Below are 24,300 nucleotides of genomic sequence, written 5' to 3' on the forward strand. Positions count from 1 at the left end.
AGTGAGCACCCCCGACCTTCCCCTCGCCCCGTCCGACGGCTGCGGCGACGGCTGTGCCTGCGGCGCGGACACCGACGACGCGGCATACCTGGAGTGCGGCCTGGACCCGGCACTCGCCCAGCTCCTGGCCGACGCCGGACTCGACCCCGTGGAGGTCGAGGACATCGCCAACGTCGCCATCCAGGAGGACCTCGCGGGCGGCGTCGACGTGACGACGGTCGCGACGATCCCCGAGGACGCGGTGGCCACCGCCGACTTCGTCGCGCGTGAGGCGGGCGTGGTGGCGGGCCTGCGGGTCGCCGAGGCGGTCATGTCGATCGTCTGCGAGGACGAGTTCGAGGTCGAACGCCACGTCGAGGACGGCGACCGCGTGGCGGAGGGCCAGAAGCTCCTCTCGATCACCACCCGCACCCGCGACCTGCTCACCGCCGAACGCAGCGCGCTCAACCTCCTGTGCCGCCTCTCGGGCATCGCGACGGCCACGCGCGCGTGGGCGGACGTTCTGGAGGGCACCAGGGCGAAGGTCCGGGACACCCGCAAGACGACCCCCGGTCTGCGCTCACTCGAGAAATTCGCGGTCCGCTGCGGCGGCGGCATGAACCACCGCATGTCGCTCTCGGACGCGGCCCTGGTCAAGGACAACCACGTGGTCGCCGCGGGCGGCGTGGCAGCGGCCTTCAAGGCCGTACGGGAGGCCTTCCCGGACGTACCGATCGAGGTCGAGGTCGACACCCTGCACCAGCTGCGCGAGGTGGTCGACGCGGGCGCCGACCTGATCCTGCTGGACAACTTCACGCCGGGCGAGTGCGAGGAGGCGGTGGCCCTCGTACACGGCCGCGCGGCCCTCGAGGCATCCGGCCGGCTGACCCTGGACAACGCCAGGGCGTACGCCGACACCGGCGTCGACTACCTGGCCGTAGGAGCCCTGACGCACTCCTCCCCGATCCTGGACATCGGCCTGGATCTGCGAGCGGCGGAGTAGGGAGCGGGAACCGGCCATGCTGCTGACGATCGACGTAGGCAACACGCACACGGTCCTGGGCCTGTTCGACGGGGACGACATCGTCGAGCACTGGCGCATCTCCACGGACGCGCGCCGCACGGCCGACGAGCTGGCGGTCCTGCTCCAGGGCCTGATGGGCATGCACCCCCTCCTCGGGGACGAACTGGGCGACGGCATCGACGGCATCGCGATCTGCGCGACGGTCCCGTCCGTCCTGCACGAGCTGCGCGAGGTGACCCGCCGCTACTACGGCGACGTACCCGCGGTGCTGGTCGAACCCGGCGTGAAGACGGGCGTGCCGATCCTCACGGACAACCCCAAGGAGGTGGGCGCCGACCGCATCATCAACGCCGTCGCCGCGGTCGAGCTCTACGGAGGCCCGGCCATCGTCGTCGACTTCGGTACGGCGACGACGTTCGACGCGGTCAGCGCGCGCGGGGAGTACGTCGGCGGTGTCATCGCCCCCGGCATCGAGATCTCCGTCGAGGCACTCGGCGTCAAGGGCGCACAGCTCCGCAAGATCGAGGTCGCCCGGCCGCGCAGCGTGATCGGCAAGAACACGGTCGAGGCCATGCAGGCGGGCATCGTCTACGGCTTCGCCGGCCAGGTCGACGGCGTGGTGAACCGCATGGTGCGCGAGCTCGCGGACGACCCCGACGACGTGACGGTGATCGCGACGGGTGGGCTGGCGCCGATGGTCCTGGGCGAGTCCTCGGTCATCGACGAACACGAGCCGTGGCTGACGTTGATCGGGCTGCGGTTGGTGTACGAGCGGAACGTGTCCCGCATGTGAGCGGCGTTGCGCTGGGCGGGGAGCGCGCAGCCCGGCGCTGTCGGGTCGCCGCCCGCGCCCACCCGTGCCGCCCAGGCGCACGACTACCCGCGGACCGACGGGAGTCGGCGCGCCCCCAGCCGGGTGGCGCACCCGCGCGCCATTCCGCCCCTTTCGTCTGGTTTGTCCGATTAGCGCGTACCGTCGGTCCATGCCCACGCCTCACGGATCCCGCGGCGGCATGGCGTTCGGTGTGGAGGAGCTGCGTGTGCTCCGCCGCGCTCTCGCCCTCGCCCTCCACCCCGGCCAGGCCTCGGCCGAGGACGTCCAGGACTGCCTTCACCTCGCCGAGTCGCTCGACGAGGCGGTGCGTGAGGTCGCCCGCCTGCGAGCCTTCCTCGTGGCCGACCTGGCCCGCTACCGTGCCGCCCTGCCCGGCGCCGCGGCCGGTTACGTCACGCTCCTGGAGGAGGCCCTCCGCGCCGGATACCGCCCCCACCCCGACGACCTCGCCGCGCTCCGCGCGCTACGCGGCACCCCCGCGGCCGCCGCCCTGCTGGACCGCTGCCGGACGCTCGCCGAACAGGACGTGTGCGCCCGCCTCGCCCACAGCACCCCCGCCACGGCAGAACCGGCAGCCGCCCGTGCCCCGATGGCTCCCACCTCCCGCACACGCCTCCTGGCCCTCCCTGGCGGCCTGTCGGACGGCCTCTCGGGCGCGGACGAGGACCCCGCAGCGAAGCCCGGCGAGAAGCCCGGGAAGAACCCCGCGGAAAAGCCCGCCCAGCCGACGCCGAGGCCCGCCACCCCCCAACCGTCCCGCCGCCCCGTCCCCACCCCGGGCGAGGTCTTCCCCCGCCGCAAGCCACCCCAGCCCCCCGCGAACCCCCCGCAGCAGCTCGCCGCCGGCTGACCGCCCCAGCCCACGCCCCGCCCGGCTGCGCACCACGCCCCGCCCCGCCCCCGCCGCTGCGCACCCACCCCCCGCCGCACCCACGCCACCCCGCTCCTGCCGCGCCCCGCCCCGCTCCCGCCAGACCCGCCAGCTCCCCACACCCCGCCCGCCACCCCTGTCCCGCCCACACGCCACGCCCCACACGCCCACCCACCGACCCCCGCCCCAGCCATCCCACCCCCCGCGTCTACCCTTGAGCCATGGACTACGTCTCCGCGCTCCTGCCCCCGTTCGTCATGGCCGTGTTCTTCATCGGTGTGATCAGGGTGATCGTGAAGACCCAGGGCGGCACCAACAAGGCCAAGGAGGACGCGGTCGTCGATGCCGCCATCGCGCGTGCGGAGGGTGCCCGTCAGTCCTCCACGCGCAGCGACGCCTGAACCGCCGCACGACGACCCGGCCACCCGGCCGCCCGGCGACCCACGCGCCGACCACCCACGCACAAGTCCGCCCAATTTGTTCTGGTTTGCGGAGAAAAGTAACTGGACGTGCCGGTTCGGTGCGCAAGTGCACAGACATCCCACTACTGTGATGAGTTGTGCCTCGCCCATTGGGAGAACTCGAAGACGCGGTCATGACGCGGGTGTGGAAGTGGAACCGCCCGGTGACCGTTCGAGAAGTCCTGGAAGATCTTCAGCAGGAACGGTCCATCGCCTACACCACGGTGATGACCGTTATGGACAATCTCCATCAGAAGGGCTGGGTACGCCGCGAGTCGGAAGGCCGGGCCTATCGATATGAGGCCGTCTCCACCCGGGCCGCCTACGCCGCCGCCCTCATGAACGAAGCCTGGTCCCAGAGTGACAACCCCGCCGCCGCGCTCGTCGCCTTCTTCGGCATGATGAGCGAGGAACAGCGACAGGCGCTGCGTGACGCCGTACGCATCGTCCAAGGCCCGGAAACGCCTGCACCCCCACCTGCTGAACGCACCTCGGCCCCGGAATCCCCCTCCGATAGCGCGGGCGAGAACCCCGGCTCGGCACCGGAGGGCAGCGGGCGATAGCGTCCGCTCATGTCCGCAGAGAGCCCCGAAGTCACCGCTAAAGCCATCACCGTCCGGCGGGCCCGGACCAGCGATGTCCCGGCCGTCCGCCGACTGCTCGACGCGTACGTCCGCCTCGGCATCCTGCTCGACAAAGCCACGGTGACGCTTTACGAGGACATCCAGGAGTTCTGGGTCGCGGAACGTGACGACAACGCCGAGGTGGTCGGCTGCGGTGCACTGCACGTGATGTGGGAAGACCTCGCGGAAGTCCGCACGCTCGCCGTGAAGCCCGGCCTCAAGGGCGCCGGCGTCGGCCATCAGTTGCTGGAGAAGTTGCTCCAGACCGCACGTTGGCTGGGTGTTCGCCGCGTTTTCTGTCTGACCTTCGAAGTGGACTTCTTCGGCAGGCACGGCTTCGTGGAGATCGGTGAGACGCCGGTCGACACCGATGTCTACGCCGAGCTGCTCCGTTCCTATGACGAGGGCGTCGCCGAGTTCCTCGGACTCGAACGAGTGAAACCGAACACCTTGGGCAACAGCCGGATGCTTCTGCATCTGTGATCGCCGCGGGTATGCCGGTGGTATGCGAGGAGTATTCCGCCCGACCCCGCTGCTCCGTTCCCTATGTCCGAAACGCGCATGTTTCCGGGCGGGGAGTCGCGGTCGGTCTCTGCCGGGGGTTTGTGTTTTTCCCGCAAAAGCGGTTTGCTTTCCGACGTACTGCAGTAGTGCATATAACAGGGGGCGGCGAAACGGGCGGACGCCGCAGGCCCCCGGCCCTCACGTTATCGATGAAAGGAAATCCGGTGGCACAGAAGGTTCAGGTCCTTCTTGTCGACGACCTCGACGGCGGCGAGGCGGACGAGACGGTGACGTTCGCGCTGGACGGCAAGACGTACGAGATCGATCTCACGACCGCCAATGCGGACAAGCTTCGCGGCCTTCTCGACCCCTATGTGAAGGGCGGCCGGCGTACCGGTGGCCGTGCTTCCGGCGGGCGTGGAAAGGCGCGTGCCGCGGCCGGCGGCAGCCAGGACACCGCTGCGATCCGTGCGTGGGCGAAGGAGAACGGTTACGAGGTCAACGACCGTGGCCGTGTTCCGGCGTCCATTCGCGAGGCCTACGAGAAGGCGAACGGCTGAGCGCACGCGCGTCGCAGCCGGATCCGGTGGCAGTGAGTGGCCACCGTGTCCACCAGCCGTACGAGATCGGGGGCGCCCCCACCGCCCCCCATGGCCGACAGCGTCGGCAGCGAGGCCTCGACCTCGCACCCCGGCTCGGGGGGCCGCAGCCACACGGCGGCCCCCTGAAGAGAGCCGCCTGAGCGGCCCGGGGAAAGCGGCCGGCCTCCGGCCGGGCCGACAGGCCCCGTCTCGGGCTCACCCGGCTCCAGTGGATCCAAGAGCGGATCCGAGCACGTATCCGCGAGTGCTGTGCCGCCCCCCGGGGGCCTCGGGGCGTCCATGACGCCGCCCGGGCCGATGGCCGTCAGGTCCAGGGGCAGGTCGCCCCACTCCAGCCAGTCCAGCAGCCCCGGCAACTCCTCGGCGCTGCCCGCGGCCACCAGCAGCCGCATCCGGTCGCCCCGCACGGCCACCGGGGAGCCGGGATCCAGATGCCGCAGGGCGGCGCAGCCCGCCTCGGCCGGCACGTCCAGAACGTCGAAGCGCAGGCCCACACACAGGCGGACCGGAGGGCCGGGCACGGTCGCCCAGCCCAGTTCGTTCTCGTACCACCGCCGCACCCGGTCGCTCGAGTCGAGCGACCGGCAGGGAAGGGGGACCATGGGCATAGCGCCAACCATGTCCAGCGCAACCGTCAAAAGGACGTGCGGGTTACGCTGAGTGTTCCAGCGGATGCGCAGAGTACCGAAGGCGGGGGCGCGTGGGGGCGTGGGGTGGCGCAAGGTTGTTCGCCCGTAGCTGAGGGAACGGGCGCGCGCCGCATGGACTGTCAGTCCGAGCGGGTAAGACATCCCTAGTGGGAGGGGGCGACACGCAGGAGAGGACGTCTCACGTTCGCCATCGGCGTACTGATGGTGAGGGTAACTGCCTGGCCTGCGGGAACATCGTCTCGCACCATCGGGTTGGAGCAGATGTCGGCGTTCGGGGTCAGGAGGCCATCGACGGTGTCGGCAGTTGGAATGAGCGGTCCCCGCTTGCGGGACTAAGCTGCGGAAGGACAGGGAGGGGAAGTTCCCCTTACTGCCTGACCGCTCTGAGGAGCGATTAACGATGTTCGAGAGGTTCACCGACCGCGCGCGGCGGGTTGTCGTCCTGGCTCAGGAAGAAGCCCGGATGCTCAACCACAACTACATCGGCACCGAGCACATCCTCCTGGGCCTGATCCACGAGGGTGAGGGTGTCGCCGCCAAGGCCCTTGAGAGCCTCGGGATTTCGCTCGAGGCGGTCCGCCAGCAGGTGGAGGAGATCATCGGCCAGGGCCAGCAGGCCCCGTCCGGGCACATCCCCTTCACTCCCCGTGCCAAGAAGGTCCTGGAGCTGTCGCTCCGCGAGGCCCTTCAGCTGGGCCACAACTACATCGGCACGGAGCACATCCTGCTCGGCCTGATCCGTGAGGGCGAGGGCGTCGCCGCCCAGGTCCTGGTCAAGCTGGGCGCAGATCTGAACCGGGTGCGGCAGCAGGTGATCCAGCTGCTCTCCGGTTACCAGGGCAAGGAGGCCGCCACCGCCGGCGGTCCTGCCGAGGGCACCCCCTCCACGTCCCTGGTCCTCGACCAGTTCGGCCGGAACCTCACCCAGGCCGCTCGTGAGTCCAAGCTCGACCCGGTCATCGGGCGCGAGAAGGAGATCGAGCGGGTCATGCAGGTGCTGTCCCGCCGTACGAAGAACAACCCGGTCCTGATCGGTGAGCCCGGCGTCGGCAAGACCGCCGTCGTGGAGGGCCTCGCCCAGGCCATCGTCAAGGGCGAGGTGCCCGAGACCCTCAAGGACAAGCACCTCTACACCCTGGACCTCGGCGCGCTGGTCGCCGGCTCCCGCTACCGCGGTGACTTCGAGGAGCGCCTGAAGAAGGTGCTCAAGGAGATCCGCACCCGCGGCGACATCATCCTGTTCATCGACGAGCTGCACACGCTGGTCGGTGCGGGTGCCGCCGAGGGCGCCATCGACGCGGCCTCCATCCTGAAGCCGATGCTGGCCCGTGGTGAGCTGCAGACCATCGGTGCGACCACGCTGGACGAGTACCGCAAGCACCTGGAGAAGGACGCGGCCCTGGAGCGCCGCTTCCAGCCGATCCAGGTCGCCGAGCCGTCCCTGCCGCACACGATCGAGATCCTCAAGGGCCTGCGCGACCGGTACGAGGCGCACCACCGCGTCTCCATCACCGACGAGGCGCTGGTCCAGGCCGCCACCCTGGCCGACCGGTACATCTCGGACCGCTTCCTGCCGGACAAGGCGATCGACCTGATCGACGAGGCCGGCTCGAGGATGCGTATCCGCCGGATGACCGCTCCGCCGGACCTGCGCGAGTTCGACGAGAAGATCGCCGCCGTCCGCCGGGACAAGGAGTCCGCGATCGACTCGCAGGACTTCGAGAAGGCCGCCTCCCTGCGCGACAAGGAGAAGCAGCTCCTGGCCGCCAAGACCAAGCGGGAGAAGGAGTGGAAGGCCGGCGACATGGACGTCGTCGCCGAGGTCGACGGCGAGCTGATCGCCGAGGTCCTCGCCACGGCCACCGGCATCCCGGTCTTCAAGCTGACCGAGGAGGAGTCCAGTCGCCTGCTCCGCATGGAGGACGAGCTCCACAAGCGGGTCATCGGCCAGGACGACGCCGTCAAGGCGCTGTCGAAGGCGATCCGGCGTACGCGTGCGGGTCTGAAGGACCCGAAGCGTCCGGGTGGTTCGTTCATCTTCGCCGGCCCGTCCGGTGTCGGTAAGACCGAACTCTCCAAGGCGCTGGCCGAGTTCCTCTTCGGTGACGAGGACGCGCTGATCTCCCTCGACATGTCGGAGTTCAGCGAGAAGCACACGGTGTCGCGTCTGTTCGGTTCGCCCCCCGGTTACGTGGGCTACGAAGAGGGCGGCCAGCTGACCGAGAAGGTCCGCCGCAAGCCGTTCTCCGTCGTCCTCTTCGACGAGGTCGAGAAGGCCCACCCGGACATCTTCAACTCGCTGCTGCAGATCCTGGAGGACGGTCGTCTGACCGACTCCCAGGGCCGGGTCGTGGACTTCAAGAACACGGTCATCATCATGACGACCAACCTCGGCACCCGGGACATCTCCAAGGGCTTCAACCTGGGCTTCGCCGCCGCGGGTGACACGAAGACCAACTACGAGCGCATGAAGAACAAGGTCTCGGACGAGCTCAAGCAGCACTTCCGGCCCGAGTTCCTCAACCGCGTCGACGACGTGGTGGTCTTCCCGCAGCTGACGCAGTCGGACATCCTGCGGATCGTCGACCTGATGATCGGCAAGGTGGACGAGCGCCTGAAGGACCGGGACATGGGCATCGAGCTCTCCCAGTCCGCCAAGGAGCTGCTGTCCAAGAAGGGTTACGACCCCGTGCTGGGTGCGCGTCCGCTGCGTCGCACCATCCAGCGCGAGATCGAGGACTCGCTGTCGGAGAAGATCCTCTTCGGCGAGCTGCGCCCCGGTCACATCGTGGTCGTGGACACCGAGGGCGAGGGCGAGACCAAGACCTTCACCTTCCGTGGTGAGGAGAAGTCGGCTCTGCCGGACGTCCCGCCGATCGAGCAGGCGGCCGGCGGAGCGGGCCCGAACCTGAGCAAGGAGGCCTAGCCGCTGCGCTCGGCCTGAACCGAAGATCGAAGAAGGGGCTGCCCCCGGGACGCGAGTCCCGGGGGCAGCCCCTTCTCTGTTGCCGGGTCAGGACAACTGCCCGTCGTAGTCCGGCAGCTTGTACGTCTTCTCGGCGTGGCCGCCCGACAGATCGGTGGTGTTGTTGCCGATGTTGGCGATGATTGTGTAGCCCTTGGACTCGATGTCGACGCGCTGGGCGGTCTTGTAGGCGGCGACGTCCTTGAAGAGGTCGAGGAAGCCACGCACATAGAGGCCGTCGACCTCGTAGCCGACCTTCTCCAGGTTGTACTCGGTGGGCGTGTAGATGATGCCCGGGCGGGCCGTGACGAAGAACAGGTCGACGCCGTGCTCCTGGGCGTACTCGGCGACCTCCAGGACCGGCTGGTTGGCCGGCTGCGGGTAGCTGAAGCCGAAATCGGTCTCCAGGGTGGTGTTGTCGATATCGAAGACGATCGCCTGCTTCTCGCCCGGCTTCGACTGGGCGATGCGCTGCTTCAGGTAGGGCAGTGCCTGGTCCATCACCGCCTGGCAGTCCTTCTGCCAGGTGTCGTAGTCCACGTCCGCCGCGGCGGCGGTGGTGGCGGTGGTGGTCGTGCCGGTGCTGGTCGCGGCCTCGGCAGGGGCGGCGATGGCCACGAGGGCGGCTGCTGCGACGGCGGTTGCGGCGGTGCGGCTCGCCCAGGGGCGTCGTCTCGTCATGTGTGGGGGTCCCTTCACGTCCGTACGGTGTCCGTACGGCTGCCAACGTGTCGTGAGCATGCTCGTCGGTGTGGATGGCGTGAGGGGAACCGTAGGGTTACTGGACGGTAGGTGAACAGAGGTGTGCGTCACACAACGCTGCGGATTTTCTTGAACACCGGTGTGACCGGGAGCGGTTCAAGGATGTGCTGCGGGATGTGGGTGACGTCCGGGGCGTGGACGACGGTGAGCGCACGCAGGTTGGGGAACAGGGTCGGGATGTCCGAGAAGTCCTCGGTGCCCAGAACGTTGTTGAGGCGTAGGTCGGTGACGGTCGGCAGGGGTGGGCCCTGCCAGTCGATGTGCTGCCAGTCGATGCGCAGCTCCTTCAGTTCGGGGAGCCGGGCGATTTCCTCGTAGTCGTCGGGGGAGAGCCTGGTGGACAGCTTGGCGAGGCTCAGTTGCCTCAGCGAGCGGAAGCGGTGCAGGCCGCGCAGGCCGGTGTTCTCGAGTGCCGTTCTGGTGAACCGCAGATAGCGCAGTGGCAGGTCCGGGAGCGCCTCGTCGAGGGACTCGGCCTCCAGCACGATCCCCAGGTTGAGTTGGTCCAGGGTCGGCGATCCGGACAGCACGGACAGGTCGGGATGGAGCAGGAGGTCCAGTGACAGCCAGGACAGGGGCAGGCGGGCCAGCGGAGTCAGATCGTCCACATAGAAACACCTGCTGAGGTCCAGATAGGTGAGCCGATGCAGGGACGACAGGCAGTTCAGGTCCTCCAGCTCGTCGTTGTCGCGGATGTGGAGCTCTGCCGTCCTGTCGGGGTGGAGGCCGGCGCTGATGTCGCGCGGCTTGATGCCGCCGACGAGCTGCACGGCACGCCTGCCGCCCAGTTCCCGCAGAAAACGCAGGTGTTCCACCGATCGCGCGGTGAAGAAGAGACCCTTCTCCGGCAGATGCGCGATGACCTCCTCGCCGTATTGCCGGGTACCGAACCGATGCCATGTCCACGTGAGTTGGGCCCGTACGTCAAGGGCGGGATGGGAACGGAAGCGGGCCAGTACCGGCAGCGCGGCCTCCGTCCCGATGAGGGACGCCGTGACGACGACCGCCCGCGCTTCCTCCTCGTCGAGCCCCTCCGGGCCCGGCAGCAGCTCCAGCGCGAGCGGTCCCACCGATGCGAGCGCGCGGGCCTCCTCCGTCGTCCGGGGCGGGATCAACGCCGCCGCCTTCCACTCGACCTCCTCCCGCACCCGGGGATCGAGCTCGGTCGCATGCTCCAGTGAGGCCAGCGCGAGAAGCCGTACCCGCGCACTCGCCGCACCCTGCGCCCGATCGGCCGCCGCGCTCAAGTCCCGTAGCAGCTCCGCCCGTTCCCGCGGCCGAGCGTGCGCCACCGCCATCCGGACCACGTCCGCCCACTGCTCGTCCGCCGCCCCGCGCACCAGCAGCCCGAAGTCGCCGTCCTCCACGGCGGCCTTCGCGCCCAGGTAGTCCTGGAAGGTGCGGTGCACGAACTCCACGGTCTCCGAGGCGGGTTCGCGCAGCAGGCCGCTGCGGACGAGCAGGTACCGCAGGATCTGGCCGGCGTCGCCCTGTGCGGCGGCGGCCGGGAGGGACGGGAGGACGTCGGCGATGATCCGTTCCGCCCGCTCGGCATCCATCTCCGACTGGTTGTTGCGGATCAGCCAGTAGGCGAGGCGCTGCAGGAGCTGGATCTGGGGCAGCTCGGTGAGCTGGATGCCGTCGTGGCCGTACATGTCCCGCTCCTCGTCCCGCCGCGCCAGCAGCATCGACAGGGCGGCGTCGTACAGCTCCTGCCTGCCGTGCGGCAGATAGCCCCGCCGGTCGCGGTGCAGCGCGCAGATCAGCCCGCACATCAGGGGGTTGGTGGCCAGGCGGCCGAGGTCGGGCCCGGTGCGCAGGGCGTCGAGGAGGGAGCGTTCGTAGTCGTCGAGACGTTCGGGGCCGGGGGCGTCGGCCCTTGCCGCCGTGTGCCAGCGGGAGACGAACGCGGCCACGTCGTCCCGGCTCATGGGGGTGAGCATCAGCTCCGTGAAGCCGTCGGCCGCGAGCCAGTCCTCCCGTACGGCGGAGGGGCGGGAGGTGACCAGCCACTGGTTGCCGGGATAGACGTCCAGCAGTTCGCGCAGCCAGCGGCGGGTGCGCTCCCGCTCGCGTTCGGGGATCTCGTCGATGCCGTCGATCAGGAGCAGGGCGCGGCGGGCGGTGAGCACCCGGTCCACCCAGCCGTCGGGCTCGTTCGCGTGGAAAGGGACGCGTACGGCGGCCAGGAAGGCGTCGGGGGCGGGCAGCCCCTCGGGGCGGCGGACCAGGGTGCGCAAGGGGAGGACGAAGGGGATGCGGTCGCCGCGCTCGCCCCGGGCCGCGGTCACCGCGAGCCACTGCACCAGCGTGGTCTTGCCGGAGCCGGCCACTCCGCGCAGCAGCACCCGGTCGTGCTCGGCGAAGGCCTGTTCGGCGGGCAGTGCGGTGGCGGCGGAGGCGACGCCGAGGCCGTCGGAACCGGTGCCGTCCCCGGCCGGGTGCAGTGCCTGCAGGCTCAGGTAGGCCGCGTCCAGGGGCCAGCGGTCGGGGGAGTTGACCAGGTCGATGCCGTAGATGGTGAGGTGGCCGTGCCTGGTCGTGATGTACGACACGTAGCGCTGCTCGAAGGCCGGGTCGGTGCCGCCGGGCGGCGGGGTCCGGGCGATCAGCTCGTCGACCCTGGCCAGCAGCTCGCTCTGCCGCCGGGTCTGTTCGACCAGCGTGCGCGGGACAAAGGCCGAGCGCTGGGTGAAGAAGTGCAGGATGTGCAGGCAGGCGGTGGTGAGTGCCCGGAAGTAGAACAGGGCCGCGTCGAGGGACAGGTCCCGGTCCGGCTTGCCGCTCGCCGCGCGCAGACGGGCGGCCAGGGCCTCATGGCCGAGCTCCACGGCCTGTACGTCGGTCATGTCCAGGTCGCCGAGGGCGTACAGCGTGTCGGCCAGGGCGTGGACGACGGCCTGCTCCTCGTCGGCGGGCAGGGGGCGCTCCCCGGTGCCGCGCAGGCCCCGGCGCACCAGCTCCGCGGCCAGTCCGGTCACGTCCTTGCGGTCGAGCCGCTGCTTCTCGCCCCTGAAGGAGACGTACGACGAGATCCGCACCGGCCGGTCCACCAGCCCGGCGCCCGAACCCTCGGTCACGAACAGCTTCTTCACGAGCGGTGCGACCACCCCGGACGCCAGCCGCATGCCGATGACCGTCGGTTCCACCCGGCCTCCCCCTGAGCCCCGTTGGCAGGAAACAGCAGCGTAGCCCCCGTCACATTCAGGGGTCCCTCGATCTTGCCTATCGGTGACATGCCGCACAGGCGATTTGTCCGTTACTACCTGGAATAGTGGAAAGGTCGATCTGGACAAAATGGACTTTTATCTCGGAATCTCAACGCGGGACGGCTGTTATGGGCGGATTCGTCCCTGATGAGGGCTCTGTCAAGAGTCGGGGAGTTATGGGGTGGGCTACTAGCTTCCGTCGTAGGTCACACCTTTTGGGATAGCTAGGTCCGGGGGTTACCAAGGGATGGCCCATTCGGCGGACGTCCGTGTGCCGGGTGGCTTTTCTCTGTCCCCGTCCCATGAGGTTTCGCATGTTCACGCGTGTCACGTCCCGTTCTTCCCGTACGCCGCAGCTCCGCACTCGCGCGGCCGTGCTGGCCGCCGGTCTCGGCGCCTCGGTCGTGCTGGGGGCCGGGGTCGCGGCCGCCGCCAACACCGTCGCGGCCACCACCACCGCAACCGCCGCCACCTCCGGCGTTGCGAGCGCCGTCGAGGCGCAGGCCGCGGCTCAGGCGAAGGCAGCGGCCAAGGTGGCCGCCGCGAACGCCAAGGCGAAGGCGGCCAAGGCGGCCGCCGTGAAGGCGAAGGCGGCCAAGGCGGCCGCCGCGAACACCCAGAAGACCGCGCCGCAGGCCGCCGCGAAGAAGGCCGCGTCCTGGACCAGCCCGGTCAAGCGCTACCAGCTCAGCGCCAGCTACGCGCAGGCCGGCGGCATGTGGCAGTCCACCCACAGCGGGCAGGACTTCGCCGTCCCGACCGGCACCAGGGTCGTCGCCGCGCACGGCGGCACCGTGGTCAAGGCCGGCGGCAACGGCGCCGGTGACGGCCCCGCGTACGGCAACGCCGTCGTCATCAAGCACGGCAACGGGACGTTCTCCCAGTACGCCCACCTGTCCCGCGTCGACGTGAGGGTCGGCCAGGTCGTCGCCACCGGTCAGCGCATCGCCCTGTCCGGCAACACCGGCAACTCCAGCGGTCCGCACCTGCACTTCGAGATCCGTACGACCCCGAACTACGGCACGGCCATCAACCCGGTCGCCTTCCTGCGCACCAAGGGCGTGACCCTCTAAGACGACCGAGCGGCGCCCCCGTGCGCCTGGGTCACCATGTCGACGGCGACCTCGAGGATGGCCTTGCGCTTGTCCTCGGGGTCGCCTTCCAGTTCCTGCATCACGAACACCGTGCCGGCGTGCAGCGTGAAGATCGCGCTCACGCAGCGGACCTGGTCGGCCAGGCCGGCGTCCCGGTCGATGATGATCTCGCGCAGGCCCCGCATGCGCTCCTTGAACAGGTCGCCGATGCGCAGTTCCCGTACGGTCGCCTGGTTTTCGTGCATGAAGCGGAACAACGGTGCGGCGTCGGAGAGCAGTTGGCTGTAGCGCCGTACGATCTCCTGCTTCGTCTCCAGGGTGTGCGGCTGGTGCCCGCCCCACTCGACCAGCTCGTCGATCGGCTGCATCAGGTCGTCGAAGATGCCGACCAGGATCTCTTCCTTGGTCTTGAAGTGGTAGTACAGCGCCGCCTTGGTGACGTCCAGGCGCTCGGCGATCTCGCGCAGGGACGTCTTCTCGTAGCCCTGCTCGGCGAAGAGCTCCAGCGCCACGTCCTGGATGCGCTGGCGTGTGTTGCCGCGCCGCTGCTGCTTGGTGCCGCCCATCGTGCCGCCCGTCCTCGTGCTCCTGGTAGGACAAAAACTTACTTGACGCCCGGCTAGTTTGCGAGCTACGTTCCGTGGCAGAACTAGCCGGGCGGCAAGTAAGTTGGGGGAGCGGTGGCGGACATACCTGCCGACAGCACGGACACGGGGAAGCAGCCCAGGAGCGTGCGGGTCGTCCTGCTCGCCCTGATGATCGCGATGATGCTCGCGATGCTGGACAACATGATCGTGGGCACCGCGATGCCGACGATCGTCGGCGAACTGGGCGGTCTGGAACACCTGTCGTGGGTGGTGACCGCGTACACCCTGGCGACCGCCGCCTCCACCCCGCTCTGGGGGAAGCTCGGTGACATGTACGGGCGCAAGGGCTCGTTCATGACCTCGATCGTGATCTTCCTGATCGGCTCCGCGCTCAGCGGTATGGCCCAGGACATGGGTCAGCTGATCGCCTTCCGCGCCGTGCAGGGACTGGGCGCCGGCGGACTGATGGTCGGCGTGATGGCGATCATCGGCGATCTGGTGCCGCCGCGGGAGCGCGGCAAGTACCAGGGAATGATGGCCGGCGTCATGGCGCTGGCCATGATCGGCGGTCCGCTGGTCGGCGGCACCATCACCGACCACTGGGGCTGGCGCTGGACGTTCTACATCAACCTGCCGCTCGGCGCCGTCGCGCTGCTCGCCGTCAGCGCCGTACTGCACCTGCCGAAGAAGCGGTCCGAGGCGCGGATCGACTACCTGGGCGCCGCGCTGCTGACCGTCGGCATCACCGCGATCGTGCTCGTCACCACCTGGGGCGGTACGGAGTACGCCTGGACGTCCGTGCAGATCATGGAGCTGATCGGTATCGGTGTCGCCGCGCTCGTCGGGTTCGTGTTCTGGCAGACCCGGGCCGCCGAACCGGTCGTGCCGCTGCACATCTTCCGCAGCCGCAACTTCACGCTGATGTCCGTCATCGGCTTCGTCACCGGCTTCGTGATGTTCGGCGCAACCCTCTTCCTGCCGCTGTACCAGCAGTCGGTGCAGGGCGCGTCCGCGACCAACTCCGGGCTGCTGCTGCTGCCGATGCTCGGTGCGATGCTCGTCACGTCGATGGTCGCCGGGCGGGTGACCACCAAGACCGGCCGCTACAAGGTCTTCCCGGTCGTGGGCGGTGTGCTGCTGGTCGTCGGGCTGTACCTGCTGTCCCTGATGGACACCGGGACCTCGCGGCTGACCTCCGGCGTGTACATGGCCGTCCTCGGTCTGGGCATGGGCTGCCTGATGCAGATCACCATGCTGGTCGCGCAGAACAGCGTGGAGATGAAGGACATGGGCGTCGCGTCGTCCTCCACCACCCTCTTCCGCACGCTCGGTTCCTCCTTCGGCGTCGCCATCATGGGCGCGCTGTTCAACCACCGCGTCCAGGACGTCATGGCCGAGCGGGCCGGCGCGCTGGGCTCCAAGGTGACCGAACAGTCCGCCCAGCTGGACGCCGCGAGCCTGGCCGAGCTGCCGGCCGCGGCCCGGGAGGCCTACCAGCACGCGGTGTCCGCGGGGACGCACGGGGCGTTCCTGCTGGGTGCGGGGATCGCCGTGGTCGCGCTGGTGGCGGCGGTGTTCGTCAAGGAGGTGCCGCTGAAGGGGGCGGGGCCGAAGGCGGACGACGGTGCTCCCGCGCAGGCGCCGGTGACCGAGGCCGTCTGAGGTTCGCCCGACGTCCGCCCTACCGGTCGGGCAGCATCGGATAGCTGCCCGTGGCCGTCGGCGCATGCTCCGGCAGCCACAGCACGGCGACCGCGCCCTCCGCCGGGATGTGCCCCGCCGCGCCGGGCGGGCGGACGTTGCGGAAGGTCAGACGGGCGCCCAGCACCCGGGCCTGGCCGGCCGCGATGGTCAGGCCGAGGCCGTGGCCGCGGCCGGCGCGGTCCTTGCTGCCGGTGCGGAAGCGGCTCGGGCCCTCCGCGAGCAGGTCCTCGGGGAAGCCGGGCCCATGGTCGCGGACGCGGATGACCCGGCCCTCGACGGTGACCTCGACCGGCGGTCTGCCGTGCCGGGCGGCGTTGGCGAGCAGGTTGAACAGCACGCGCTCCAGCCGCCGCGGGTCGGTCGTCACCTCCGACTCGTGCACGACGAGCACCTCGATGTCCGGATCCTTCGCCGCCACCCGCCGGGCGACGAACTCGCCCAGCATGATGTCCTGCAGCTCGGCCCGCTCGGAGGCCCCGTCGAGGCGGGCCACCTCCAGGACGTCCTCGACCAGCGTGCGCATCGCCTTGGCCCGGTCCAGCACCAGCTCGGTCGGGCGGCCCGGCGGCAGCAGCTCGGCCGCCGTCAGCAGCCCGGTCACCGGGGTGCGCAGCTCGTGCGCGATGTCGGCGGTGACCCGGCGCTCCGCCTCCAGACGCTGCTGGAGGGCGTCCGCCATCGCGTCGACGGCCCGCGCCAGGTCGTCGGTCTCGTCCCGGACGACCCCGCCGATCGCCTCCCGCACCCGGACGTCCGGCTCGCCCTTGGCGACCTGGTTCGCCGCGGCCGCCGCCTTGCGCAGCCGGCCCGACAGCTGGCCGCCGATGAGCACGCCGAGCGCGCTGCCGCCGAGGACGGCCGCTATGGAGCCGATGACGAGGGCCTGGTCGAGGTCCTTGAGGATGTCCGTGCTGCGGTCGGTGAACCCCGTGTGCAGCGACATCACATGCCCGTCCTTGAGCGGCACCGCGGCCCAGATGTCCGGCCCGCCGGCCGGACGGTCGGCCACATAGGTCGCCCGCCGCCCCGCCTCGGCCTTGGCCCGCAGCTCGGGCGGCAGGCGCGGGTCGTCGATCTTGATGCTGGGGAAGTTGGGGCGGCCGGACAGCTCGTAGTTGCGCTGGGCGATCCGGAGGCGCTCGTCCGCGAGGTCACGCGCGTTGTCCAGCATCGAGACCCGGGCGGCGTTGTGCACGACCAGGCTGAGCGCGATCGCGACCAGCGCGCCGACCAGTGCGATGGCCGCACTGAGCTTCCACCTCAGTCCCGTACGGATGTCCGCGCGCTCCAGCCGTTCCGGAACGAGGCGTGGAAAGATCCCCCGCATACCCCTGCCCTGCTCAGGCCTTCAACTTGTAGCCGAAGCCGCGGACCGTCTCGATCCGGTCCTGGCCGATCTTCGTACGCAGCCGCTGCACATGGACGTCGACGACCCGGGTGTCCCCGCCCCAGCCGTAGTCCCACACGCGCTCCAGCAGCTTGTCCCGCGACAGCACGGTGCCCGGCGCGGAGGAGAACTCCAGCAGCAGCCGCATCTCGGTCGGGGTGAGCGCCACCGGGTGGCCGGCCCGGCGGACCTCCATCCCCTCGGTGTCGACCTCCAGGTCGCCGAAGGTGAGCACGCCGCCGTCCGCCGCGGCGCCGGCCTCCTCCGCCCGGCCCGCGCGGGCGCCGCCGGCGTGGCCGAAGCGGCGCAGCACGGCACGGATCCGGGCGACCAGGACGGCACCGTCGAACGGCTTGGTCACGTAGTCGTCGGCGCCCGCCTCCAGGCCCAGCACCACGTCGATGGAGTCGGCCCGCGCCGACAGCATGATCACCGGGACGGTCGACTCGTCACGGATCCGGCGGCACAGGCTGACGCCGTCCAGGCCGGGCACCATGACGTCCAGCAGGGCGATGTCGGGGCGGTTCGCGCGGAACGCCTCCAGGCCCGACAGCCCGTCGGGCATGGCGGTGACCGCGAAGCCGTCCCGCTCCAGGGCGAGCTGGGTGGCCTCGCGGATGACGTCGTCGTCCTCGACGAACAGAACGTGGGTCTGGTCTGCCATCCCGCTGCTCTCTGTCCTCGTGTGCTTGTCGTGCGTGGGAGTCCGGCCGGGGTTCAGTTGCTCTCGGGCGCCGGGGTGGCCGCGCCACCGACCACCGGGCTGTAGTCGTTGTGCGTCCGGTACTCCTCGGTGAAGCGGCCCGAGGCCCAGCGGTACGTGATCACGTTCTCGCCGGACGGGCTCGACACCGGGTCGCCCTTCTCGTACACCTGCTTGGTCACGACCAGGTCGTCACGGTCTATTTCGGCATAGACCGGAGGTTCCTCGGACTGGAAGACGTTCTGGTACGTACCGCCCTGCTCGCGATACACATACGAGCCGATGCCGACGACATCGCTGCAGGTCACGACATTGACGACGACATCGTCGACCGGCCCTGACGTCAGATTGCCGTACGACAGGTCGACCGGGTACTCGTCCCCGGCGCACGGCTTCAGGGAGCGTTTGACCGTCGTCGAGACCTCCGGGTCGGCCATGAGGAGCTTGACCGCCGCGGGACGGGTGAGGGACTTGGCGGGCGGCACCGCGGAGGCCGGGGCCGCCGACGAGGCCCCGGTGCCGGCGACCTCGTCGGAGTGGGCCGGGCCCTCGTCCCGGGCGCCGGTGCCGCCGGTACCGCAGGCGGAGACCGACAGGGCGAGGGCGACGAACACGGCCGCCGCCGTACTCACCGCCTGCCAGGTGTTCCGGGTCGGGGTGGGCGGCCCCGCAGGGGGGCGTGCCACGCCCCGCGTCTCCGACTCCGGCCGCCGGACAGACCCTAGGCCGCGCAACGCTCCCGCTCCTCACGCTCCAGCGCGCGTGCGTCCAGATCGCGGGACTCCAGCTCCTCGCGGAGCCGGGCGAGCGCCCGGTGCAGCGTGCTCTTGACCGTTCCGGCCGACATGCCGAGGGCGGCGGCCGTCTCCTCCGTGGACATCTGCTCCCAGTGTCGCAGCACGACCACACTGCGCTGCTTCGGGGCGAGCACCTTCATGACGTCCATCAGCAGGGCGCGGTCCGCGTGCTGCTCGGTGGAGTCGTCCACGCAGGCGTCCGGGAGCTGCTCGGTGGGCACCTCCTCCAGCTTGCGGGCCCGCCACCACTCGGTCCGCGTGTTGATCATGACCCGGCGCAGATAGGCGTCCGCGAGCCGCTTGTCGGCTATGCCGTCCCAGCGGCCGTACGTCCGGGCCAGCGCCGTCTGGAGCAGGTCCTGGGCGTCGACCGGGTCCGGGACCAGCCGGCGGGCGCTGCGAAGAAGCGCGTCCTGCCGGGTGCGGACGTACTCCTCGAACCCGAGTACCTCGCCCACCTCGCCCACCTCGCGCTGCGCCATGATCAACCGCCTCCATCCCCGTTACTTCTGTAGCCGTGCCACCCCGTCGGGCACGGAAACGAAGCTACGGAGGCGTTGTCACGGCGCTGTCCGAAGCAGCCTGCGGTAAACGCTCGGCTGTCCGTCGGTTGTGTAACGGAAGTAGGGACGTGTTAAAGAAGTGGATCGGATAGGGCGGGTATGGGGTGATTTGGCGCTGGGGTGGGGCTGTGAACGAGCGCTGATGTGTGACAGAGGCCTGTGATGCGGCTGTACGTCAGCTCAGCGGCAGCCGGTACAGGCCGCCCGGCAGCGGCTCCACCAGACCGTCCGCGACCAGGCCGTCCAGCGCCCGGGCCCGCTGCACCGGCTCGTGCCACACCCGGTCCAGCACCGTCTGCGGCACGGGCACATGCGCCTCGCGCAGCACGGCGAGCAGCTTGCCGCGTACCTGACGGTCGGTGCCGGCGTACGTCTGTCCTCGGCGCGGCGGACCGTCGTGCTCCGGCTTCCCGGCCAGCCGCCAGGCGCACTGTGCGGCGATCGGGCAGCTCTGGCAGCTCTCGTTCTTGGCCGTGCACACCAGCGCGCCCAGCTCCATGGAGGCCGCGGCCCAGCGGGCGGCGGTCCGCTCGTCCTCGGGCAGCAGCGCCCGGGCGAGCCGGCGCTCGGCGGCGGTGGTGGCGTTCGGCGGGTACTGCACACCGTTGACCGCGCGGGCCAGGACCCGGCGGACATTGGTGTCGAGCACGGCATGCCGCTGCCCGTACGCGAACGACGCCACGGCCGCCGCCGTGTACTCGCCGATGCCGGGCAGCGCCAGCAGCTGGCCGTGGTCGGTCGGTACGTCCCCGCCGTGCCGCTCCGTTATGGCGACGGCGGCGCCGTGCAGCCTGAGGGCGCGGCGCGGGTAACCGAGCCGGCCCCAGGCGCGGACGGCCTCGCCGGGGGCCTCCTCGGCGAGGTCGGCGGGGCGGGGCCAGCGGGCCAGCCAGTGCTCGTAGACGGGCAGGACGCGGTTCACCGGCGTCTGCTGGAGCATGAACTCGCTGACCATCACGCCCCAGGCGCCGGCCTCCGGGCGCCGCCAGGGCAGGTCGCGCGCATGCTCGTCGAACCAGGCGATGACAGGGGAGTGCAGCTCGGCTCCGAGCGGCGGACCGGGGACGGCGTCGGCGGGGCGGGTGTGCGGTGGCTTCGTGGGCGCAGTCATGGCAGTTCCGATCCTGCCACGTCGAAGGTCGCGGACGTGGGTAGCGCGGAGTGGGGCGGGTCGGGGCGCGGTGTCGGCTGCGCCGCCCGGAGGCCGTGGCCGATGGGGCAAGGGCCACGGTCGCGAACGGCCCCGTCCCCGTCCGCCGCTCCGTCAAGTTCCGGACGCCGCCGGGGGTGTTGTCGTCGTACCCGGCGCTCGCGGTCACGGACCGTAGGCGACATGGGAAGGGCCGTCACTCCCTGCGTCGTCCGGTGCTCGACTCGATGACCAGCAGCGGCGCGTCGGCCGCATTCCGGGATGATGATCCGGAAAAGTTGTGGCTCCTGGCGGCGGGTGGGGCAAGCTGGCGCACCGATCTCTCGTACAGTTTGCGCCGTGGGATCTCTGCGCAATCCGGTCGGGCCGCTTCCCTCCTCCATCTACTGGCGACGGAGGGTCGTCCTGCTGTCTGTGATCGCCCTGTTGGCGCTGCTGATCGCCTGGGTCCTCGCATCGGGCGGCGGCGGCAGCAAGAACGGCGCCGACGGGTCCGACGGCAAGAATCCCGCGCCCACGATCACGCCGGGGCCGTCCAGCTCCGGACCTGCGATCAGCCAGGCGCCCGGCGGACGTGACGAGTCGGACGACGGGAACGCCAACGGGGGCGGCTCGGGAGACAGTGCCGGGGCGGGGGACTCCGGCGGGGCCGACGGCTCGGGTGACGGTGGCAGCGGCGGCAGTGCGGGCAGCAGCAGCGGCGGCGGCTCGGGTGGCGCTGTGTCAGGGGCCGACGTCGGTGCGGGGGATGCCCTGCCGGCCGGGTCCCCCCTGGCCAACTGCACGCCGAGCGCGGTGTCGTTGACGCTGCGCAGTGTGCGTAACTCCTACTCGCCGGACGAGAAGCCGGCCTTCCGGCTGGCCGCGCAGAACTCCTCCGGCAGTGACTGCAAGGTCGATCTCGGGCCGAAGAACGCGGTGCTGACGATCACTCAGGCGGGAAGCGACGACGCGTACTGGTCGTCGAAGGACTGTCCCAAGGGGGCCGGCAGCCTGCTGTACCGGGTGCCCGCGGGCAGCGGCATCACGTACACCGTGGAGTGGGATCGCAAGCCGAGCGTTCCCGAGTGCGGGATGCCTCCGGCGGGGGCGGCCGGGGCGGGGACGTATCTGGTGGAGGCTGCGGCGCCGGGGTTCGGGAAGGTGCGGACTTCGTTCGTGCTGGATGCCGACTAGCTCCGCCGCACCCCACAGTCAGGCCGGGCGAGTCAGACGTACCGTTCGAGGATCGACGACTCCGCCAGCCGTGACAGGCCCTCCCGGACGCTGCGCGCACGCGCCTCGCCCACGCCCTCGACCGTCTGGAGGTCGTCCACGCTGGCGGCGAGGAGTTTCTGCAGGCCGCCGAAGTACTCCACCAGCCGGTCGATGATGGCGCCCGGGAGGCGCGGCACCTTGGCGAGGAGGCGGAAGCCGCGCGGGGACACCGCGGAGTCGAGGGCCTCGGGGGAGCCCGTGTAGCCCAACGCTCGGGCCACCGTGGGCAGTTCGAGCAGCTCGGCGTGGGTGAGGGCGTCCAGTTCGGCCAGCGCCTCCTCGACCGTGCGGGAGCGCTTGGCGGTGGGCTCGGGAACGTAGTCCCGGACGACCAGTTCACGCTCGGGTTCGACGCCGGCGATCAACTCGTCCAGCTGGAGGGCGAGGAGACGTCCGTCGGTGCCCAGTTCGACCACGTATTCGGCGATTTCGGTGGCGATGCGGCGCACCATCTCCAGCCGCTGGGCGACGGCGGAGACGTCCCGGACCGTCACCAGGTCCTCGATCTCCAGCGCCGACAGCGTGCCTGCGACCTCGTCCAGGCGGAGCTTGTAGCGCTCCAGGGTCGCCAGGGCCTGGTTGGCGCGGGACAGGATCGCCGCCGAGTCCTCCAGTACGCGGCGCTGGCCGTCGACGTACAGCGCGATCAGCCGCATGGACTGGGAGACCGAGACCACAGGGAAGCCGACCTGCTTGCTGACCCGGTCCGCGGTGCGGTGGCGAGTGCCCGTCTCCTCGGTCGGGATCGTGGGATCCGGAACGAGTTGGACACCCGCACGCAGGATCTTCGACAGGTCGGAGGAGAGCACGATGCCGCCGTCCAGCTTGCACAGCTCGCGCAGCCGGGTCGCCGTGAACTCGACATCCAGCACGAAACCGCCCGTGCACATGGTCTCGACGGTCTTGTCGGAGCCGAGCACGATCAGCCCGCCGGTGTTGCCGCGCAGAACCCGCTCGAGCCCGTCGCGCAGAGCTGTGCCCGGAGCCACGGCGCTCAGCGAGGCGCGCATCAGGCCATCGGAACCGGCACTCCCACCGGATTTTCCGGGAGCTGCTGCCCGGTCGTTGGCTGCCACTGCACTCCTCCGGTCGCAGGTTCTGGGGCGCTCCCGTATGCGCACTCGGTTCGTACGGACGGGCGAGACCAGGGCAAAGTCTACCGGCGGTCCTCCGCGTCCCGGGGGGCCTCTCGGCGACGGGAGCGGGGGAGGACCCTCAGGGCGTCCCCTATGTCCGCGACTTCCAGGACCTTCATGCCTGCAGGGATCTTGCCCGGATCGCCCGGCACGAGCGCATGCGTGAAGCCCAGGCGGTGCGCCTCCGCGAGCCGGCGCTGCACGCCGGTGACCCGTCTGACCTCGCCCGCGAGGCCGACCTCGCCGATCGCCACGAGGTTCTTCGGCAGCGGGGTGTCACTGGCCGCCGACGCCAGCGCGAGGGCGACGGCGAGGTCGGCGGCCGGTTCGGACAGCTTCACTCCGCCGACCGTTGCGGAGTAGATGTCCCGTTTGCCCAGGGCGCTGATGCGGCCGCGCTGTTCCAGGACCGCCAGCATCATCGAGACGCGGGAGGTCTCCAGGCCGGATGTCGTGCGGCGTGGGGAGGGGATCTGTGAGTCGACCGTGAGTGCCTGGACCTCGGCGACCAGGGGGCGGCGGCCCTCCAGGGTGACGGTCAGGCAGGTGCCGGGGACCGGTTCGGCCCGGCGGGTCAGGAACAGGCCGCTGGGGTCGGCGAGTCCGGTGATGCCCTCGTCGTGCAGCTCGAAGCAGCCGACCTCGTCCGTCGTCCCGTAGCGGTTCTTGACGCCGCGTACGAGGCGCAGACGCGCGTGCCGGTCGCCCTCGAAGTGCAGGACGACGTCGACGAGGTGCTCCAGCAGGCGCGGGCCCGCGATCGCGCCGTCCTTGGTGACATGGCCCACCAGGAGCGTGGACATGCCCCGCTCCTTGGAGGCGCGGATCAGGGCGCCGGCGACCTCGCGGACCTGGGCCATGCCGCCTGGGGCGCCGTCGATCTCCGGGGAGGCGACCGTCTGTACCGAGTCGAGGATGAGCAGTGACGGCTTCACCGCGTCCAAGTGGCCCAGCACGGCGGCCAGATCGGTCTCGGCGGCGAGATAGAGGTGGTCGTCGATGGCGCCGATCCGGTCGGCGCGCAGCCGGACCTGGCTCGCCGACTCCTCGCCGGTCACATAAAGGGTGCGGTGTTCGTCACTCGCCGACTTGGCCGCCACGTCCAGCAGCAGGGTCGACTTGCCGACGCCGGGCTCGCCCGCGACGAGCACCACCGCGCCGGGCACGAGCCCGCCGCCGAGCACGCGGTCCAGCTCGGGGACGCCGGTCGGGCGGGCGGTGGCCTGGCGGCCGTCGACCTGGCCGATGGGCAGGGCGGAGGTGGTGACGCGGCCGGGTGTGGTCGTGCGTACGGCGGGCGTGCCGTATTCCTCGACCGTGCCCCAGGCCTGGCATTCGGGGCAGCGGCCGAGCCACTTGGCCGTCTGCCAGCCGCATTCGGTGCAGCGGTAGGACGGGCGGTCCTTCGTGGTCTTCGTACGGGCAGCCATGGACGAA

22 protein-coding genes are annotated in these 24,300 nt (G+C 70.4%); 11 read left to right on the top strand and 11 right to left on the bottom strand.

All coding sequences use genetic code 11. The features are described from left to right. Position 1: 1 nt before the first annotated feature. The 7 genes from nadC to ACFV7R_RS16775 all read left to right on the top strand — a co-directional run bounded on the left by nadC (position 2) and on the right by ACFV7R_RS16775 (position 4,857). Positions 2–982 carry a carboxylating nicotinate-nucleotide diphosphorylase gene (nadC, locus tag ACFV7R_RS16745; protein ID WP_385264075.1) on the top strand — a complete coding sequence of 327 codons (981 nt, stop codon included), beginning with the start codon at positions 2–4 and terminating at the stop codon, positions 980–982. Between the two features lie 16 nt (positions 983–998). Then, positions 999–1,796 carry a type III pantothenate kinase gene (locus ACFV7R_RS16750; protein ID WP_385264076.1) on the top strand — a complete coding sequence of 266 codons (798 nt, stop codon included), beginning with the start codon at positions 999–1,001 and terminating at the stop codon, positions 1,794–1,796. A gap of 220 nt (positions 1,797–2,016) precedes the next feature. Next, positions 2,017–2,688 (top strand): hypothetical protein, encoded by a 672-nt coding sequence (locus ACFV7R_RS16755; RefSeq protein ID WP_385264129.1) that lies wholly within the window; start codon positions 2,017–2,019, stop codon positions 2,686–2,688. A 242-nt stretch (positions 2,689–2,930) separates the two neighbouring features. Further along, positions 2,931–3,110 (top strand): hypothetical protein, encoded by a 180-nt coding sequence (locus tag ACFV7R_RS16760; RefSeq protein WP_129799484.1) that lies wholly within the window; start codon positions 2,931–2,933, stop codon positions 3,108–3,110. Between the two features lie 158 nt (positions 3,111–3,268). Next, positions 3,269–3,733, top strand: coding sequence for a BlaI/MecI/CopY family transcriptional regulator (locus ACFV7R_RS16765; protein WP_385264078.1), 465 nt, complete (start codon positions 3,269–3,271; stop codon positions 3,731–3,733). 9 nt (positions 3,734–3,742) lie between these two features. Further along, the gene (locus tag ACFV7R_RS16770) at positions 3,743–4,276 is read left to right on the top strand and encodes an amino-acid N-acetyltransferase (RefSeq protein WP_129799482.1); all 534 of its coding nucleotides are present in this window, start codon (positions 3,743–3,745) and stop codon (positions 4,274–4,276) included. 245 nt (positions 4,277–4,521) lie between these two features. Further along, on the top strand, positions 4,522–4,857 hold the full coding sequence (locus ACFV7R_RS16775) for an Lsr2 family protein (protein WP_129799481.1): 336 nt from the start codon (positions 4,522–4,524) through the stop codon (positions 4,855–4,857). Here ACFV7R_RS16775 and ACFV7R_RS16780 read toward each other — a convergent pair. Beyond that, positions 4,836–5,519 (bottom strand): SCO3374 family protein, encoded by a 684-nt coding sequence (locus ACFV7R_RS16780; RefSeq protein WP_385264079.1) that lies wholly within the window; start codon positions 5,517–5,519, stop codon positions 4,836–4,838. The two genes, ACFV7R_RS16775 and ACFV7R_RS16780, sit on opposite strands and share 22 nt — an antisense overlap. 430 nt (positions 5,520–5,949) lie before the next feature. Between ACFV7R_RS16780 and ACFV7R_RS16785 the strand changes: the two genes are divergently transcribed. Then, the gene (locus tag ACFV7R_RS16785) at positions 5,950–8,475 is read left to right on the top strand and encodes an ATP-dependent Clp protease ATP-binding subunit (RefSeq protein ID WP_129799478.1); all 2,526 of its coding nucleotides are present in this window, start codon (positions 5,950–5,952) and stop codon (positions 8,473–8,475) included. A gap of 87 nt (positions 8,476–8,562) precedes the next feature. On the opposite strand, the gene ACFV7R_RS16790 is transcribed toward ACFV7R_RS16785, so the two are convergent. Both ACFV7R_RS16790 and ACFV7R_RS16795 read right to left on the bottom strand, forming a co-directional pair. After that, on the bottom strand, positions 8,563–9,195 hold the full coding sequence (locus ACFV7R_RS16790) for an HAD family acid phosphatase (protein WP_385264081.1): 633 nt from the start codon (positions 9,193–9,195) through the stop codon (positions 8,563–8,565). 128 nt (positions 9,196–9,323) lie between these two features. Beyond that, entirely contained in the window at positions 9,324–12,425 is a 3,102-nt protein-coding gene (locus ACFV7R_RS16795) for an NACHT domain-containing protein (protein WP_385264083.1), read from the bottom strand. Between the two features lie 374 nt (positions 12,426–12,799). Here ACFV7R_RS16795 and ACFV7R_RS16800 point away from each other — a divergent pair, with 374 nt between their 5' ends. After that, on the top strand, positions 12,800–13,558 hold the full coding sequence (locus ACFV7R_RS16800; RefSeq protein WP_385264085.1) for a M23 family metallopeptidase: 759 nt from the start codon (positions 12,800–12,802) through the stop codon (positions 13,556–13,558). Here ACFV7R_RS16800 and ACFV7R_RS16805 read toward each other — a convergent pair. Then, positions 13,555–14,145 carry a TetR/AcrR family transcriptional regulator gene (locus tag ACFV7R_RS16805; protein WP_129799474.1) on the bottom strand — a complete coding sequence of 197 codons (591 nt, stop codon included), beginning with the start codon at positions 14,143–14,145 and terminating at the stop codon, positions 13,555–13,557. The genes ACFV7R_RS16800 and ACFV7R_RS16805 overlap by 4 nt on opposite strands. A 114-nt stretch (positions 14,146–14,259) precedes the next feature. On the opposite strand from ACFV7R_RS16805, the gene ACFV7R_RS16810 reads away from it, so the two are divergent. Further along, positions 14,260–15,828, top strand: a complete 1,569-nt coding sequence (locus ACFV7R_RS16810; protein WP_385264086.1) for an MDR family MFS transporter — start codon at positions 14,260–14,262, stop codon at positions 15,826–15,828. Between the two features lie 19 nt (positions 15,829–15,847). Here the strand turns inward: ACFV7R_RS16810 and cseC are convergent, their stop codons facing one another. The 5 genes from cseC to ACFV7R_RS16835 form a co-directional block, all read right to left on the bottom strand. Next, entirely contained in the window at positions 15,848–17,197 is a 1,350-nt protein-coding gene (cseC, locus tag ACFV7R_RS16815) for a two-component system sensor histidine kinase CseC (protein ID WP_385264088.1), read from the bottom strand. Between the two features lie 13 nt (positions 17,198–17,210). Next, positions 17,211–17,921 carry a two-component system response regulator CseB gene (gene cseB / locus ACFV7R_RS16820; RefSeq protein WP_385264090.1) on the bottom strand — a complete coding sequence of 237 codons (711 nt, stop codon included), beginning with the start codon at positions 17,919–17,921 and terminating at the stop codon, positions 17,211–17,213. 53 nt (positions 17,922–17,974) lie between these two features. Beyond that, positions 17,975–18,646 carry a hypothetical protein gene (locus tag ACFV7R_RS16825; RefSeq protein WP_385264091.1) on the bottom strand — a complete coding sequence of 224 codons (672 nt, stop codon included), beginning with the start codon at positions 18,644–18,646 and terminating at the stop codon, positions 17,975–17,977. A 35-nt stretch (positions 18,647–18,681) separates the two neighbouring features. After that, positions 18,682–19,239, bottom strand: coding sequence for a SigE family RNA polymerase sigma factor (locus ACFV7R_RS16830; RefSeq protein ID WP_129799469.1), 558 nt, complete (start codon positions 19,237–19,239; stop codon positions 18,682–18,684). A 256-nt stretch (positions 19,240–19,495) separates the two neighbouring features. Continuing rightward, positions 19,496–20,431, bottom strand: coding sequence for an A/G-specific adenine glycosylase (locus tag ACFV7R_RS16835; protein ID WP_129799468.1), 936 nt, complete (start codon positions 20,429–20,431; stop codon positions 19,496–19,498). A 378-nt stretch (positions 20,432–20,809) separates the two neighbouring features. Here ACFV7R_RS16835 and ACFV7R_RS16840 point away from each other — a divergent pair, with 378 nt between their 5' ends. Further along, a complete protein-coding gene (locus tag ACFV7R_RS16840; RefSeq protein ID WP_385264093.1) occupies positions 20,810–21,646 on the top strand; it encodes a hypothetical protein in 837 nt (278 codons plus the stop codon). A gap of 32 nt (positions 21,647–21,678) precedes the next feature. Here the strand turns inward: ACFV7R_RS16840 and disA are convergent, their stop codons facing one another. Continuing rightward, positions 21,679–22,803, bottom strand: a complete 1,125-nt coding sequence (gene disA / locus ACFV7R_RS16845; RefSeq protein WP_385264094.1) for a DNA integrity scanning diadenylate cyclase DisA — start codon at positions 22,801–22,803, stop codon at positions 21,679–21,681. 80 nt (positions 22,804–22,883) lie between these two features. Next, a complete protein-coding gene (gene radA / locus ACFV7R_RS16850; protein ID WP_385264095.1) occupies positions 22,884–24,293 on the bottom strand; it encodes a DNA repair protein RadA in 1,410 nt (469 codons plus the stop codon). Between the last annotated feature and the right edge of the window lie 7 nt (positions 24,294–24,300).

Source organism: Streptomyces sp. NPDC059866 (genome assembly GCF_042731325.1).
Classification (GTDB): domain Bacteria; phylum Actinomycetota; class Actinomycetes; order Streptomycetales; family Streptomycetaceae; genus Streptomyces; species Streptomyces flavusporus.

Coding starts and splice junctions, on each gene's coding strand:
- ACFV7R_RS16750 (WP_385264076.1), top strand. CDS start 999: ATGCTGCTGACGATCGACGTAGGCAACACGCACACGGTCCTGGGCCTG.
- ACFV7R_RS16755 (WP_385264129.1), top strand. CDS start 2,017: ATGGCGTTCGGTGTGGAGGAGCTGCGTGTGCTCCGCCGCGCTCTCGCC.
- ACFV7R_RS16760 (WP_129799484.1), top strand. CDS start 2,931: ATGGACTACGTCTCCGCGCTCCTGCCCCCGTTCGTCATGGCCGTGTTC.
- ACFV7R_RS16770 (WP_129799482.1), top strand. CDS start 3,743: ATGTCCGCAGAGAGCCCCGAAGTCACCGCTAAAGCCATCACCGTCCGG.
- ACFV7R_RS16780 (WP_385264079.1), bottom strand. CDS start 5,519: ATGGTTGGCGCTATGCCCATGGTCCCCCTTCCCTGCCGGTCGCTCGAC.
- ACFV7R_RS16785 (WP_129799478.1), top strand. CDS start 5,950: ATGTTCGAGAGGTTCACCGACCGCGCGCGGCGGGTTGTCGTCCTGGCT.
- ACFV7R_RS16790 (WP_385264081.1), bottom strand. CDS start 9,195: ATGACGAGACGACGCCCCTGGGCGAGCCGCACCGCCGCAACCGCCGTC.
- ACFV7R_RS16800 (WP_385264085.1), top strand. CDS start 12,800: ATGTTCACGCGTGTCACGTCCCGTTCTTCCCGTACGCCGCAGCTCCGC.
- ACFV7R_RS16805 (WP_129799474.1), bottom strand. CDS start 14,145: ATGGGCGGCACCAAGCAGCAGCGGCGCGGCAACACACGCCAGCGCATC.
- cseC (WP_385264088.1), bottom strand. CDS start 17,197: ATGCGGGGGATCTTTCCACGCCTCGTTCCGGAACGGCTGGAGCGCGCG.
- cseB (WP_385264090.1), bottom strand. CDS start 17,921: ATGGCAGACCAGACCCACGTTCTGTTCGTCGAGGACGACGACGTCATC.
- ACFV7R_RS16830 (WP_129799469.1), bottom strand. CDS start 19,239: ATGGCGCAGCGCGAGGTGGGCGAGGTGGGCGAGGTACTCGGGTTCGAG.
- ACFV7R_RS16835 (WP_129799468.1), bottom strand. CDS start 20,431: ATGACTGCGCCCACGAAGCCACCGCACACCCGCCCCGCCGACGCCGTC.
- radA (WP_385264095.1), bottom strand. CDS start 24,293: ATGGCTGCCCGTACGAAGACCACGAAGGACCGCCCGTCCTACCGCTGC.